Genomic DNA, 15,215 nt, shown 5'->3' with positions numbered 1-15,215 from the left:
CATGTTTTCCGTCCCCGGTGCACCTGCGGGCAGTCACAGATCTATCGACTCGGCGTCAAATGTTGTGCACAAATTCCACACAGACCTCTCTCCAGGCGGGCACACATGGTCTAGATTGACCTTGCTTCGCACGGTGTGACACCGGGCGACAAAGGATGATCTATGGGTCCGGCGATGCGGATGGCCAGCAGTTGTGCCGCTCGCGTCGGACTTGGGGGTGATCGATTCTGTTAGCCCGAGGGGGGCTTGGGGCGTGGAGAGCATCCGAGGTTGCGACGGGTTCCCGTGCGCTTCAAGAGGCTGGCAGGGCCTTTGGGTCCGGTGTTGCCAGGGTGGGTTGTTCGCGAAGATCTGATGTGGGCGGGACGTCGTGCGCCGGGGGCGCGGACTTCCCGAGGGGGAACAGCGGAGTGCGAGCTTCCGTGAGGGAGCTGCAGCGCGGGGGGCGGGGGCCTCCCGCAGGGGCGGGACAGTGTGCGGCGATCACGTCAAACCACTGGGGACCTTGGGGGGTTCTGTGCGACAGGGGGGAATAGTCGGGCCTTTTCCGTCGGCGCGCGAGCGTCTGGCGAACGGGGCGATCGGCCAACCGGCGATCGAATGGGAGCAGCGGTACAGACGTACCGTGATCATCAGCGACACCGTGGCCACCGCTTGCGTGGTGGCGTCGATCGGTGGCTTCTTCGGGGCCCGGGACGCGGCCAACTGGCATGAGAAGTGGGGCATTCTCGCCTTCGGCACCCAGGTGCTGGTGCTGGGCGCGCTGGCGGTGAGCCGCTCGTGGTCCCCGGCCGTACTCGGCCAGGGCGCCGAGGAATTCCGCCGGTTGGGACGTTCGCTGTTCACGGCGACCGTCGTGCTGGCGCTCGGCGGGATCGCTCTGACCTCGCGCAACATCAAGCTCTGGATCTTCGTCGCGATCCCCGCGATCGCGATCGTCACCATGACGGAGCGGTACGTGCTCCGTCTCTGGCTGCACAAACAGCGCTACGAAGGACGCTGCCTGAGACCGGTGCTCGCCGCCGGGAGCCCGGCGACCGTGCGCGATCTGATCAGCCGGACCCGCAAGTTCCCGCACCTCGGCTGGCGGGTGGAGGCCGTGTGCACGACGGACGGCCGCGGGGTCGACGGCGATCAAGGCGGCCTCGACGGCGACCAGTTGGACGGAGTGCCGGTCATAGGGCTGCTGGAGGACGTCGCCAAGCACGTCCGCCACGACGGCTACCGGGTCGTCGCGGTCACACCGGACCCGCACTGGTCACCGGACCGGCTGCAGCGCCTGGCCTGGAACCTCGAAGGCAGCGACGCCGAGATGATCGTCGCCCCCGTGCTGATGGAGGTGGCCGGCCCGCGGCTGCACGTCGACGCGGTGCTCGGGATACCGCTGCTGCGGGTCAGCATGCCGACGTTCACCGGAGGCCGCCGGGCGATCAAGGAGGTCGTCGACCGGTTGGGCGCCGCGATCCTGCTGCTCGTGTTCGCTCCACTGATGATCCTCGTGGCGCTGTTCGTGCTGACGGACAGCCGGGGCGGGGTGTTCTACCGCCAGCGCAGGGTCGGCAAGGACGGCCACGAGTTCACCATGCTCAAGTTCCGCAGCATGGTCGCCGACGCCCACCGGGGACGCGCGGAGCTCGCCGACCGCAACGAGGGCGCGGGCCTGCTGTTCAAGCTCCGCCGTGATCCCCGGGTGACCCGGGTCGGAACGGTGCTGCGCCGGTACTCGATCGACGAACTCCCGCAGCTCTTCAACGTGCTCACCGGGTCCATGTCGCTCGTCGGACCCCGGCCCCCGCTGCCGGAGGAGTCCGCCGCGTACGACCCGGACATCCGAAGACGGCTGCTGGTCAAGCCCGGGCTCACCGGCCTGTGGCAGATCAGCGGACGCAGCGACCTGCCGTGGGAGGAGGCCGTCCGCCTCGACCTGAGGTACGTGGAGGACTGGTCGCTCGCCCTCGACACAGTGATCTTGTGGAAGACCTTGCGTGCCGTGATCCACGGGCAGGGGGCCTACTGATGCGCGGGGGTCGTCCGACCGGCGCGCGGAACGCAGGCCGCAGGGGCCTGCCTGGGGGGAGAGACCGGTCATGAGAGTCAGCGTCTTCGGGCTCGGCTACGTGGGCTGTGTGTCGGCCGCGTGCCTGGCCAGCATGGGCCACGAGGTCATCGGGGTGGACGTCAACCAGGTGAAGGTCGACCTGGTCAACGACGGCAAGGCACCCGTGGTGGAGGAACGTATCGGCGAACTCATCGCCGAAGTCGTACGGACCGGAGCGCTCCGCGCCACCGACGACGTCCGCGAGGCGATCGCGGGCAGCGAGGTGTCGCTGATCTGCGTGGGCACCCCGTCGGAGCCCAACGGCAGCCTGTGCACCACCTACTTGGAGCGGGTCACCGAGGAGATCGGCGCCGCGCTCGCCGAACGGGGCGGACGGCAGACCGTCGTGTTCCGCAGCACCATGCTCCCGGGCACCTGCCTGAACCTGCTGGTGCCGATCCTGGAGAAGCACGTCGGCGGCACCGCCGGGGTGGACTTCGGGGTCGCGGTCAACCCGGAGTTCCTGCGCGAGGGCACCAGCGTGAAGGACTTCTTCGACCCGCCGAAGACCGTCATCGGTGAACTCGACCCGGCGAGCGGCGACGCGGTGGCGGCGCTCTACGAGGGTCTGCCCGGCGAGGTGTTCCGGGTGCCGGTCCCGACCGCCGAGGCCATCAAGTACGCCGACAACGCGTTCCACGGCCTCAAGATCGGCTTCGCCAACGAACTGGGCGCCGTGTGCCAGGCCCTCGGCGTGGACTCGCACCAGGTGATGGACGTGTTCCTCGCCGACCGCAAGCTGAACATCAGCCCCGCCTACCTGCGCCCCGGCTTCGCCTTCGGCGGCTCCTGCCTGCCCAAGGACCTGCGCAGCCTGGTCCACGCGGCACAGCGGGCAGACGTCTCGGTGCCCATCCTCTCCCACGTGCTGGCCTCCAACTCCGACCACCTCCAGCGCGCGGTGGACCTGGTCGAGCGCACCGGCAAGCGCAAGGTGGGCCTGTTCGGACTCTCCTTCAAACCCGGCACCGACGACCTCCGCGAGAGCCCGCTCGTCGAACTCGCGGAGCGGCTCTTCGGCAAGGGCTACGACCTCAAGATCTACGACGCCAACGTGAGCCTCTCCCGGCTGCTCGGCGCGAACCGCGAGTACATCGAGAGCCGGCTGCCGCACCTCGCGCAGCTGCTCGCCGACTCCGTCGACGAGGTGCTGGAGCACGCCGAGGTGTGCCTGGTGGGGACCAAGGACCCCGCCGTACTGTCGGCGCTGCCCCATGCGGGCGGACCGGCGATCATCGACCTCATCCGCCTTCCCGACGCCGAGGCGCGCCGGACCGAACCGGGGTACACAGGCCTTGCTTGGTAACGAGACCAGTGGCGACGGCACAAAGCGTCGCGCGCTGATCCTGGTGGAGAACCTGTCGGTCCCCTTCGACCGGCGGGTGTGGCAGGAGTGCGCCACGCTGCGCGACGCGGGCTGGGAGGTGCACGTCATCTGCCCCCGGGGGGAGAAGCGGGACACGGAGGCCGAGGCGGTGATCGACGGGGTGCGGATCCACCGCTACCCGTTGCGCGCGGCCACCGGAGGACCGGCCGGCTATCTGCGGGAGTACGGATCGGCGCTGTGGCACACGCTCCGGCTGGCCCGCAAGGTCGGCCCGGTCGACGTGGTGCACGCCTGCAACCCTCCCGACCTGCTGTTCCTGCCCGCCCTGTGGATGAAGCGGCGCGGCGCGCGCTTCGTCTTCGACCAGCACGACCTGGTGCCCGAGCTGTACCTCTCGCGGTTCGACCGCGGTGAGGACCTGCTCTACCGCGCCGTGTGCGCGCTGGAGCGGCGGACCTACCGGGCCGCGGACATCGTGCTCGCCACGAACGAGAGCTACAAGGACGTCGCGCTGCGCCGCGGCGGCCAGCGGCCCGAGGACGTCTTCGTGGTGCGCAGCGCGCCCGCCACCGACCGGTTCCAACCGGTGCCGCCGGAGCCGGAGTTGAAGCAGGGCAAGCCCCATCTCCTGTGCTATCTCGGCGTCATGGGCCCCCAGGACGGCGTCGACTACGCCCTGCGGGCCCTCGCGAAACTGCGCGACGAGGTCGGCCGGACCGACTGGCACGCCGTCTTCGTCGGCGCCGGCGACGCCTTCGACGCGATGGTCGAACTGTCCCGCGAGCTCGGTCTCTCCCAGCAGGTGGAGTTCACCGGCCGCATCCCGGACGCCGACCTGGTGCGCTACCTGTGCACCGCCGACGTATGCCTTTCCCCCGACCCGCACAATCCGCTCAACGACGTGTCGACCATGAACAAGGTCCTGGAGTACATGGCGATGGGACGGCCGATCGTCTCGTTCGACCTCCGGGAGGCCCGCGTCTCCGCCGGTGACGCCGCCGTCTACGCGCCCGCCAACGACGAGGCCCAGTTCGCCAAGCTCGTCGCGCTGCTCCTCGACGACCCGGAGAAGCGGGCCCGGATGGGCACGATCGGCCAGGAGCGGATCAGCGGACCGCTGTCCTGGGAGAACTCTCAAGCGTCACTGCTCGCCGCCTATGCCGCCGCCTGCCGGGACCAAGCCCCGGTGTCGGCGGGTGGGCCGCTCCGTACGGGGAAGAGGCCGCACCATTGAATGACGACACGATCCGCCTGGTCACGATCGGACGGATTCTCCGGCGGCGCTGGCGGCTCCTCGCCGTCCTCGCCGTAGCGGGCGCGCTCTTCGGCTACGGCACCTCGGTGCTGCTGCTTCCGCCGCGCTACACGGCAGAGGCATCGGTCCTGCTGCCGGGCCAGTGGGAAGAGCGCGAACTGCTGACCCAGGTGGACATCGCCACCAGTTCGGCGGTGGTCGACCGTGCCGCCGCCGCGCTCAAGTGGCAGGGCGTCGACGGCACCGAACTGCAGAAAGACGTCAGCGCCAAGGCTGACGACGGGAACATCATCAAGGTCTCCGGCACGGCCGACACCCCGGAGCGCGCGCAGCGGCTCTCCGACCAGCTGGCCCAGCAGTTCGTCACCTTCGCCACCCGTATCGCGGGCGGCGACACCGACCCCGCGGCGGACACGGCGACAGCGGCGCTGCGGAAGCAGGTGGCCGAGACCAACCGCCGTATCACCGAGCTGGCCGAGGCGGCCGATCCGGGGCAGACCGTGGAGGGCGTGCAGGCCCGCACGGAGCTGGAGGGCCTGCGCACCGGGCTGCAGGACGCCATGAAGAAGCTGGAGGAGGCCAACCCGGCGAGCGCCAAGGCCAACATGGTCGTCATGGGGCCGGCGCCCCGGCCGAACGGCGCGGCAGCGCCGACGAGGACGCAGCTCATCGTCGGCGGGGCGCTGCTGTTCTTCGTGCTCGCGGTCGTGGGCCATCTCGCCGCCGCGCGGGTGAGCCGCCGGCTGCGCACCGAACCGGAGATCGCCGCGGCGCTCGGCTCGCCGTTCCTCGGCGCCGTCGACGTGCCCGGCGACCGGCACGGGCACCGGCCCGAGAGCCACGGCCCGCGGACCCGGCTCCGTCGGCTGCTCGGCACCGACGTCCGGTGGGACGTGCCGGCCCCGCAGCGGTCCGGCGACGAGGCCGAGCGGCGGATCCGCTACCGGCGGGTGTGCGCCCGCCTCCGGGACCAACTGCCCGCCCCCCGGCGGCTGCTGGTCGTCGTACCGGAAGGCGACGAGGTCGCCCGGCTGGCCGCCGGACAGCTCGTCGCCGAGGCCATCGGTGACCCGCAGCTGCGGATCGTGGAGGTCTCGGTGGACCGGCCGATCGTGCCGGACCGCGACACCGAGTCCGGTGCCCTCGCCGTCCTCAGCGCGGGGAGCTGGACCGCCGGGGAACTCGCCGGCATCGCCGAGGCGTGCGTGGACGGCGGCCACGAGCTCGTCGGTGTCGTCGTCGCCGGCACGGTCCGTATCCGGTCGGCGGAGACCACCGACCGACTTTCCGACGACGCCACTTTGACGTTCGCGGTACACGGCCGCGCGACAGGAGATTCAGCGTGACGACGAGCACGACTTCGGAGTCGTCGGCCGCCACCCCGCTCCTCGACCTCCAGGCGCTGGTGGTCGCGGTGCGCAGACGCCGCCGGCTGTGGGGCGCCATGGCGCTCCTCGGACTGCTGGCCGGCGCGGCCGTGGCGGTCCTGCTGCCCCCGGCCCCGGCCGCCGTGACCAAGGTGCTGGTCGCGCACCAGGAGGACCAGCCGAACGACACCGGCACGCTGATCCGCACGGACGCCCAGCTGCTGGCGACCTCGCGGATCGCCGGTGCGGCCCTGAAGATCCTCAAGTCCCCGGAGAAACCCGAGGACTTCATGAAGGACTACCGGGGCACCGGACTGACCAACAACGTCCTTGAGATCGATGTGACCGGCAAGACCGACGCGGAAGCGGTGGCCCGGGCCAAGGCCCTGGCCGAGGCGTTCGTCGCGGACCACGCCAAGCGCATCAACGACATCGCCAACGCCAACGCCCAGGGCCTGCTCGATCAGCAGGCCCGGATGCAGGCGGAGCTCGCCGACGTCAACAAGTCGATCGGCGGCCGGTCGCCCGACACCGACCCCAAGGACGCGGCGAACCTGGAGTCGCTCTTCGCCCGGCGGGCCGAACTCACCTCGCAGATCTCCGACTTCGGCCAGCGCGCCGAGGAGGCCCGCGTCGGCGCGCCCCAACTCGTCGCGGGGACCCAGATCGTGGACGCCCCGCGCGCGGTGGCGCACTCCCTGCCCAAGGCCCTCGTCACCGACGGCGTGATCGGCCTCGTCCTCGGGCTCTTCCTCGGGCTCGCGCTGGCCGCGGTCGGAGTGGTCGTCGCGGACCGGCCCGTGCTGCGCCGGGACATCGCGGCGAACCTCGGCGCCTCGGTCATCGCGGAACTGCCGCGCCGGTCCGGCAGGTTGTGGCAGCGGCGGCGGACCCGGGTGGCCCGCGAACGGCTCACCACCACGCTGGCCCGCACCGCGCGCGGATCGGCGGAACCGCTGTCGCTCCTGGAACTCGGCTGCGCGCGCAGCACGGCCGGGATCGCCCTCGGCCTCGCCCGGGCACTGGGGGAGGCCGGACCGGTGACCGTCGTCGACGGCCTCCCCGGCACCCAGCTCTCGGGCCGCCGGCCGAAACCGGGAGACCCCACCGTGGTCGGCGGCGAACATGCCGCCACCGTGTCCCCGCAGGACCAGCGGATCGGCGTCGGCTCGGTGGCACCCGGCACGGCGTGGACCGACCTCCAGTACCTCGGCACCCGCACCGTGCTCGTCGTCCGCGCCGGGCACGGCGACGCAGCCTGGCTGCACACCGTGGCCCGGCAGCTCGCGGACCAGCGCATCCCGGTGATCGGTGTCGTACTGATCGACCCCGATCCGCGCGACCGGACCGACGGCACCCTGTGGGACGGGCTGGCCAACGCGCTGCGCGGCCGGACCGAGCGGCCGACCTGGCAGAACGCCGGGGGTACCTCCCACGCCGTTCAGGCAGTGGGGGACGGCCGGCGGCTCACCGAACGGCAGCCGATACGGGCCGCACGGGTCCCGGACAACGACCAGGAGGTGCGGTAGACGTGTGTGGCATCGCGGGCACATACCGATGGCCGGACGGAAAGGCCGTCACCGACCGGCTCACCGACACCCTCGCCCACCGCGGCCCCGACGGCTCGGGCCGCTACGGCCACCCCCTGGGCGACGGCGAGGTGCAGCTCGGACACCGCAGGCTGGCCATCGTCGACCTGTCCGAGACCGGCGCCCAGCCGATGGTCTCGGACGGTCTCGCCCTGACGTACAACGGCGAGCTCTACAACGCGCCCGAACTCCGCGCCGAGTTGGAGGCCACCGGGGTGCGCTTCCGCGGCACCTCCGACACCGAGGTGGTCCTGGAGGCCTGGCGGCGCTGGGGCACCGACTGCCTGCCCAGGCTGCGCGGCATGTTCGCGTTCGGCATCTTCGACGAGCGCACCGGCGACCTGGTGCTCGTCCGCGACCAGCTCGGCATCAAGCCGCTGTTCCTGCTCCGGCGCGGCGAGGGCCTGATGTTCGCCTCCGAGCTCAAGGCGCTCGCCGCCGCGACCGGCAAGTCGCTGGAGGTGGACCACGCGGCGCTGGTGGCGTCCCTGCTCTACTACTGGGTGCCGGACTCGCGCTGCGCGTTCCGCGAGGCGGAGAAGCTGCCTCCGGGCAGCTGGCTGCGCTGCCGGCCCGACGGCCGGGTGGAGCGCGGCAGCTTCTGGAACCTGAAGGACGTCGCCGCCGAGGGCCGGGACCGGGCGCTGGCCGGTGAACAGCCCGACCTGGCCGCCATCGTCGAGGAGTCGACCCGGCGCCACCTGATCTCCGACGTGCCCGTGGCGACCTTCCTCTCCGGCGGCCTCGACTCCAGCTATCTCACCGCGCTGGCTGCCCGCCACCAGCCCGGGATCTCCGCCTACACCATCGGGTTCCGCGCCGAGGACGCCAAGTTCGAGGCGATGCCCGACGACCTGCGCTACGCCCGGCAGGTCGCCGGGCAGTTCGGTGTCGACCTGCACGAGATCGAGATCGCCCCGAACGTGCTCGACCTGCTGCCGCAGATGACGTACAGCCTGGACGAGCCGATCGGCGACCCCGCCGCGATCAACACGTACCTGATCTGCATGGCCGCCCGGGAGGCCGGGGTCAAGGTGATGCTCTCGGGCATGGGCGCGGACGAGCTGTTCGCCGGGTACCGCAAGCACTTCGCCAACCTGCTGGCGCTGCGCTACCAGCGCGTCCCGCGACCCCTGCGGCGCGGGGTGTCCGGGGTCGTGGACCGGCTGCCGGTCGCCTCGGCCCGGCGCGGCTACCGGTCGGTGCGTTTCGCGAAGCGGTTCCTCTCCTTCGCCGATCTGCCGGAGGAGACCGCGTTCCGGCGCAGCTACACCATGTACGACCAGGACGAACTGCTCGCCCTGCTCAACCCGGACCTCGCCGGGACGGTCGACGACGTGGTCACCGAACACACGGACGTCTACCAGGACAACGACCTCGACGACTTCGTCAACCGCATGTGCCTGACCGACGCCCGCATGTTCCTGCCGGGCCTGAACCTCACCTACACGGACCGCTCCAGCATGGCCGCCTCCACCGAGGTCAGGACGCCGTACGTCGACGTCGAGGTCGTCAAGGCGGCGTTCGCCATCCCCGGCAACCGCAAGATCGTCGGCCGGCAGGGCAAGGCCGTCCTCAAGGAGGCGGCGACCTCGGTCCTGCCCCGCGAGATCGTGTACCGGCCCAAGGGCCTGTTCAGCGCCCCGCTGCGGGCCTGGATGAGCCGGGACCTGGCACCGCTGGTGCGCGAGGTGGTCAACGACGGCGAGCTCGTCCGGTCCGGGCTGCTGCGCCGCGACGCGCTGGCCCGGATGGTCGCCGAGGACGCCGCCGGACAGGCGGACTACTCCAAGCATCTGTGGCACGTACTGACCCTCGAGTACTGGTATCGCGACGCGACCTCTGGCTCCGCCCAGAGCACTCGGTCGACGGCTTAGGAATCAGGAGTTCTGGTGAAGCAGGTTGTACAGAACTACAAGAGCGGCGAGCTGGCGGTGCTCGACGTTCCGGTACCGGGGTGCAAGCCGGGCGGGGTGCTGGTGCGCAGCGCCTACTCGCTGATATCCACCGGTACCGAGCTCATGAAGGTCTCCGAGGCCGGCATGTCGATGCTGGGCAAGGCCCGCTCCCGGCCGGACCAGGTGGCCAAGGTCATGCAGAGCGTGGCCACCAACGGGGTGCCCGCCACCTACCGCAAGGTGATGGGCAAGCTGGACTCCTACACCCCGCTGGGCTACTCGCTGTGCGGGGTGGTCGAGCAGGTCGGCGCCGGGATCGACGACGTGAAGGTCGGCGACCTGGTGGCCTGCGCGGGCAACGAGCACGCGCTGCACGCCGAGTTGAACTGGGTGCCGAAGAACCTCTACGCCCCGGTCCCCGAAGGCCTCGCACCCCAGCACGCGGCCTTCGGCACCGTCGGCTCGATCGCGATGCAGGGCGTCCGCCAGGGCGAACCGCAGCTCGGCGAGGTCGCCCTGGTCATCGGCCTCGGCCTGATCGGACAGCTGGTGGTGCAGCTCCTCACCGCAGCGGGCGTCCGCGTGGTCGGCGCCGACCCGGACCCGGCGCGCTGCGAACTCGCCGAGCGCCTCGGCGCCGCGGCCTGCGGCGACCCCGCCTCCGCCGCCGTGGAAGCGGCCGTAGCCGAACTCACCGACGGCCACGGCGCGGACCAGGTCTTCCTGGCCGCCGGCGGCGGCAGCAACCAGCCCGTCGAGCTGGCCGCCCGGCTCGCACGGGACCGCGGCCGGGTCGTCGACATCGGCAAGTGCCGCCTCGACCTGCCGTGGAACGCGTACTACGAGAAGGAACTCGACGTCCGCTTCTCGCGCTCCTACGGCCCCGGCCGCTACGACCCGTCGTACGAGCTGGAGGGCCGCGACTACCCGATCGGCTACGTCCGCTGGACCGAGCGCCGCAACCTGGCGTGCTTCCTCGACCTCGTGGCCCGCGGCAGGGTCGACGTGGACCCGCTGGTCTCCCACATCGCCGACTTCGACGACGCGGTGGAGACGTACAAGCGCCTGAAGGACGGCGAACTCAAGGCCGTCGCCGTGCTGTTCCGCTACCCCGAGCAGACGGAGGAAGCGGGGGAGACGGAGGTCCCGTCGGTGGCCGTGCCCGCGGTTCGCCGCGGCGAGGGAACGGCCGCTCCGGCCCGGTCCGCGAAGAGTCCGGTGCGCCTCGCGTTCGTCGGTGCAGGCAACTACGCGACGTCGATGCTGCTTCCGCACCTGACCCAGCGCGAGGGCGTCGAGCTGTCGACCGTCGTGACCACGACGGCACTCTCCGGGGCCAATGCGCAGCGGAAGTTCGGCTTCGCCAAGGCGACCACCGACCTCGACGCCGTCCTCGGTGACAAGTCCGTGGACGCCGTGTTCGTGGTCACCCGGCACAGTTCGCACGCCGAACTGACCCGGCAGGCACTGCTGGCCGGCAAGACCGTGTTCGTGGAGAAGCCCCTGGCCCTCACAGAGGACGAGCTGGCCGGCGTACTCGCGGCGGTGGAGGAGTCCGGCAACGACCGTCTCCAGGTGGGCTTCAACCGCCGCTTCGCGCCGCTGCTGCAGGATGCCAAGGAGCGGTTCGGCGCCCGGACCGGTCCGGCGAGCCTGCGCTACCTCGTCAACGCGGGCAAGCTCCAGCACGGCAGCTGGTACCTCCAACAGGGCGCCGAGGGCTCGCGGTTCGCCGGCGAGGGCGGCCACTTCATCGACACGGCGAGCTGGCTGCTCGAAGCCGACCCGGTCTCCGTGTACGCCACGGCCGCGCCCGGCAACGAGGACCTCCAGGTCGTCCTGCGCTACCCGGACGGCTCCACCGCCACCATCAGCTACGTCACCACCGGCGCCCCCGGTTTCCCCAAGGAGACGCTGGACCTGGTCGCGGACGGCAAGGTGCTGCGGCTCGACGACTTCGTCCGTGCCTCGGTCCACGGCCGCAAGAAGTGGGTCAGTTCGCGGCTGCCCAAGGCCAGGGACAAGGGCCAGAACGCCGAACTCGCCGCGTTCATCAAGGCCGTGCGGACCGGCGGGCCGATGCCGGTGCCGCTGGAGTCGCTGGTCGCCACCACGGCGGCCACCCTCGCCGTGGGGCCCGGCCTGGCCGGCGGCGCGCCGGTGACCTTGGCGAGGACGCCATGACCATGAGCGCGGGCTGGTACCTGCGCCGCCTCTCCCGGATGGGCCCGCGTGAGATCGCGGGCCGGGCGGGCGACACCGTGCGCAGACGGCGCTGGCGGTCGGCGCGGCCCGACTGCCCGAGCGTGACCGGCGCCCGCTTCACCGCCGTCCTGCCCGCAGGGACGATCGCCGAGGTGCCCCCGGACGCCGCGAAACGTCTCGTCGCCCAGGCTGACCAACTGATGGCCGGGTACGCCGAGTTCTTCGGTGTGGACCGCGACGACCTCATGGACCCGGACTGGTCGTACGACCCGAAGACCGGGCGCCGGGCCCCGTCCGGCTACGCCTTCGACGTGCCGTACCGGAACGAGGAGTTGGCCGGGGACATCAAGCAGATCTGGGAGCCGTCGCGGCACCAGTACCTCACCGTGCTCGCCGCCGCCTACGCGGTCACCGGGGACGAGCGGTACGCCGAGCGCGTCGCCGCGCACCTGCGGTCCTGGTGGGCGGCCAACCCGCCGCTGCGAGGCGTGCACTGGATCAGCGGCATCGAGCTGGGCATCCGGCTGCTGTCCTGGGTGTGGATCCGCCGGCTGCTCGACGGCTGGCCAGGCGCGGCCGAGCTGTTCGAGGACAACCCGGTCGCGCTGAACCAGATCTGGCACCATCAGCGCTGGCTGGCCGCCTTCCCCAGCCGGGGCTCCTCGGCGAACAATCACGTCATCGCCGAGACCGCCGGACAGTTCGCGGCGGCCTGCGCGTTCAACTGGTTCCCCTCCTCGGCGCGTTGGCGCTCCGACGCGCTTCGCTCGCTGGAGCGGCAGCTGCGCGCCAACACCTTCGACTCCGGCCTCAACCGCGAGCTGGCCACCGAGTACCACGGCCTCGTCCTGGAACTCGGCCTGGCCGCGCTGACCGAGGCCGATGCCGCCGACGTGCCGGTCCCCGAGTCGCTCCGGCTGGTACTGCTGCGGATGACCGACGCGCTGGCGGCCGTGGTGGACAATCGGCTGCGCCCGCCCCGCCAGGGGGACGCGGACGACGGCTTCGGCCTGATCCTGGACGGCGAGGGCACCGACCGCTGGGGCTCGCTCCTTGCCACCGGCGACGCCGTGTTCGGCCGACTCGACTGGTGGCCGAAGGTGACCAGCACCGACGTGCGTACCCCGCTGCTGGCCGCGCTCGTCCGGCCGTACGCGACGGAGGCAGCCGCCCGCCCGGCGACCAGACCCGCCCACTTCGCCGACGCGGGGCTCACCGTCCTGCGCGGTCCTGAGGAGATCTGGTGCCGCTGCGACGGTGGTCCGCACGGCTTCCTGTCCATCGCCGCCCACGCCCACGCGGACGCGCTGTCCGTGGAGGTCCGGCACGACGGGGTGGACGTGCTCGCCGACCCGGGGACGTACTGCTACCACGGGCAGCCCGAGTGGCGGCAGTACTTCCGCTCGACCCTCGGCCACAACACCCTCCAGCTGGACGGCGGTGACCAGTCCGTCTCCGGCGGCCCGTTCCTGTGGACCCGGCACGCCCGCACCCGCGTCCTGGACGTGGACAACTCCGGCGTGGGGGTGGCCCGTTGGGCCGCAGAGCACGACGGCTACCAGGGCTCGGTGCACCGCCGCCGGGTGGAACTGACGTCCGCGAGCCAGGAGTTGAGGATCGTCGACGAGGTGACCGGCCCGCGCCGGGACGTACGACTGGCGTTCCACCTCGGCCCGGCGATCACCGCGGACCTGGTGGGACACCGCGCGGTGCTCACCTGGATCCGGGACGGCGAGGGGCGGTCCGCGGTGCTCGACCTGCCGCAGCAGCTGTCCTGGCGCGCGCACCGCGGCGAGAGCGAACCGCCGCTGGGCTGGTACTCCGCCGGATTCGGGCGCAAGGAACCCACCACCACACTGATCGGCACCGGCTCCTCCGACGGCACGGACGGGTTCACCACCGTGCTCGGGTTCCGCGGCCAGGGGGGCGAGTGCGGAACATGAGACGGCACTGGGCACCGGCGGTGGCACCGCTGGCGCTGCTCCTCCTGACGGTCACCGGCTGCGACAACACGTCGAGCGCCCCGGCCGCGACGAAGCCGGACGCGGCGCCGTCCACGTCCACCTCCGCGACCCGGTCCGTGGCCCGGGTCTGCGCCAACCCCGCCGCAGGACCGGCGAAGGCGCCGACGGGCGCGGTGACCGTGGACCCGGCAGTGGTCGGCGATCTGGCGGCGAAGACCAAGAAGAGCCCGCCGAACACCACGTTCTGGCTCAAGCCGGGCACGCACAAGCTGGAACGGGACCGCTACGCCCAGGTCATCCCCAAGAAGGGGGACCACTACATCGGCGCGCCCGGCGCGGTGCTCGACGGCCGGAAGGTCAACCAGTACGCCTTCACCGGCAACGCGGCCGACGTCACCATCCGCTATCTCACCGTCCAGGGATTCGTCGCGCCCCAGGACGAGGGCGTCGTCAACCACGACTCGGCCGACGGGTGGATCGTCGAACACACGACGATCAAGGACAACTCCGGCGCCGGACTGATGGCCGGTGCCCGCCAGCAGGTCCGCGCCGACTGCCTGCGCGACAACGGCCAGTACGGCATGAACGCCTACAAGGGCAACGGCCCCCTCACCGGGCTGGTGGTCCAGGGCAACGAGATCGTCGGCAACAACACCGGTGACTGGGAGCGGAAGCAGAAGGGCTGCGGCTGCACCGGAGGCATCAAGTTCTGGGAGGTCAACGGGGCCGACATCAGCGGGAACTGGGTGCACGACAACCGCGGCACCGGGCTGTGGGCGGACACCAACAACAACGACTTCCTCATCGAGAACAACGTGATCGAGGCCAACGACGGTGCCGCGCTGATCTACGAGACGAGCTACAACGCGGTCATCCGGGACAACACGATCCGCCGCAACAACTGGGTCGAGGGCCGCAAGGCGGCCGACAGCGGCGACAACTTCCCGTACGCGACGATCTATCTGTCCGAGTCCGGCGGCGAACCACGGGTCAAGGCCCGCACCCACAAGATCGAGATCTACGGGAACGTCCTGGACGACAACTGGTCCGGGATCACCCTGTGGGAGAACGCCGACCGGTTCTGCAACAGCCCGGCCAACACCTCGTCCGGCGACTGCACCCTGCTGGTGAAGAAGACCAGCAGCTGTGTGCGACCGGCGATCGCCAAGGCGCCGCTCTACTCGGACTGCCGGTGGAAGACCCAGTGGGTGGACATCCACGACAACCGCTTCGTGCTCGACGAGTCCGTGGTCAAGTGCACGGAGATGTGCGACCGCATGGCGGTGCTGTCCAACTACGGCACCTATCCGGACTGGTCGCCGTACCACGGCGAAGGGGTGGCCGACGCCATCACCGAGCAGCAGCACAACCGCTGGCACGGCAACGCCTACGTCGGGCCGTGGAAGTTCGTCGCCGAGGACCAGAGCAAGGTGCTCGACTTCGGGCAGTGGCAGGCGACGCCGTACCTGCAGGACAAGGACAGCACCCTCGACCTACAGGCCGGTGGTTGAG

General features: G+C 71.1%; 9 protein-coding genes. All 9 read left to right on the top strand.

The genetic code is table 11. From position 1 onward, the window contains the following. Nucleotides 1–517 precede the first annotated feature (517 nt). The 9 genes from AB0I51_RS20385 (at nt 518) to AB0I51_RS20345 (ending at nt 15,214) form a co-directional block, all read left to right on the top strand. Nucleotides 518–2,017, top strand: coding sequence for a sugar transferase (locus AB0I51_RS20385; RefSeq protein WP_362976990.1), 1,500 nt, complete (start codon nt 518–520; stop codon nt 2,015–2,017). 70 nt (nt 2,018–2,087) lie between these two features. Next, nucleotides 2,088–3,404, top strand: a complete 1,317-nt coding sequence (locus AB0I51_RS20380) for a nucleotide sugar dehydrogenase (RefSeq protein WP_362976988.1) — start codon at nt 2,088–2,090, stop codon at nt 3,402–3,404. Then, nucleotides 3,394–4,659, top strand: a complete 1,266-nt coding sequence (locus AB0I51_RS20375; RefSeq protein WP_362976986.1) for a glycosyltransferase family 4 protein — start codon at nt 3,394–3,396, stop codon at nt 4,657–4,659. Before AB0I51_RS20380 ends, AB0I51_RS20375 begins: the two co-directional genes overlap by 11 nt. After that, complete coding sequence (locus AB0I51_RS20370; RefSeq protein ID WP_362976984.1) at nt 4,656–6,026, top strand: Wzz/FepE/Etk N-terminal domain-containing protein; 1,371 nt, start codon at nt 4,656–4,658, stop codon at nt 6,024–6,026. The genes AB0I51_RS20375 and AB0I51_RS20370 overlap by 4 nt, the downstream gene beginning before the upstream one ends. After that, entirely contained in the window at nt 6,023–7,576 is a 1,554-nt protein-coding gene (locus AB0I51_RS20365) for a Wzz/FepE/Etk N-terminal domain-containing protein (protein WP_362976982.1), read from the top strand. Before AB0I51_RS20370 ends, AB0I51_RS20365 begins: the two co-directional genes overlap by 4 nt. Nucleotides 7,577–7,578: 2 nt before the next feature. Continuing rightward, nucleotides 7,579–9,513 carry an asparagine synthase (glutamine-hydrolyzing) gene (gene asnB / locus AB0I51_RS20360; protein WP_362976980.1) on the top strand — a complete coding sequence of 645 codons (1,935 nt, stop codon included), beginning with the start codon at nt 7,579–7,581 and terminating at the stop codon, nt 9,511–9,513. A gap of 15 nt (nt 9,514–9,528) precedes the next feature. Continuing rightward, the gene (locus tag AB0I51_RS20355; RefSeq protein ID WP_362976978.1) at nt 9,529–11,718 is read left to right on the top strand and encodes a bi-domain-containing oxidoreductase; all 2,190 of its coding nucleotides are present in this window, start codon (nt 9,529–9,531) and stop codon (nt 11,716–11,718) included. Next, nucleotides 11,715–13,682, top strand: a complete 1,968-nt coding sequence (locus tag AB0I51_RS20350) for an alginate lyase family protein (RefSeq protein ID WP_362976976.1) — start codon at nt 11,715–11,717, stop codon at nt 13,680–13,682. The genes AB0I51_RS20355 and AB0I51_RS20350 overlap by 4 nt, the downstream gene beginning before the upstream one ends. Next, nucleotides 13,679–15,214 (top strand): right-handed parallel beta-helix repeat-containing protein, encoded by a 1,536-nt coding sequence (locus AB0I51_RS20345; protein ID WP_362976974.1) that lies wholly within the window; start codon nt 13,679–13,681, stop codon nt 15,212–15,214. The genes AB0I51_RS20350 and AB0I51_RS20345 overlap by 4 nt, the downstream gene beginning before the upstream one ends. The last annotated feature ends 1 nt before the right edge of the window (nt 15,215 follow it).

Source organism: Streptomyces sp. NPDC050549 (genome assembly GCF_040655035.1).
Taxonomy (GTDB): Bacteria; Actinomycetota; Actinomycetes; order Streptomycetales; family Streptomycetaceae; genus Streptomyces.
The sequence above is the reverse complement of the archived record's forward strand: the minus strand, read 5'-3'. Positions and strand labels throughout refer to the sequence as shown.

What these genes read in the sequence shown, in the direction of transcription:
- AB0I51_RS20350 (WP_362976976.1), top strand. Translation starts at nt 11,715, where the DNA reads ATGACCATGAGCGCGGGCTGGTACCTGCGCCGCCTCTCCCGGATGGGC.
- AB0I51_RS20380 (WP_362976988.1), top strand. Translation starts at nt 2,088, where the DNA reads ATGAGAGTCAGCGTCTTCGGGCTCGGCTACGTGGGCTGTGTGTCGGCC.
- AB0I51_RS20345 (WP_362976974.1), top strand. Translation starts at nt 13,679, where the DNA reads ATGAGACGGCACTGGGCACCGGCGGTGGCACCGCTGGCGCTGCTCCTC.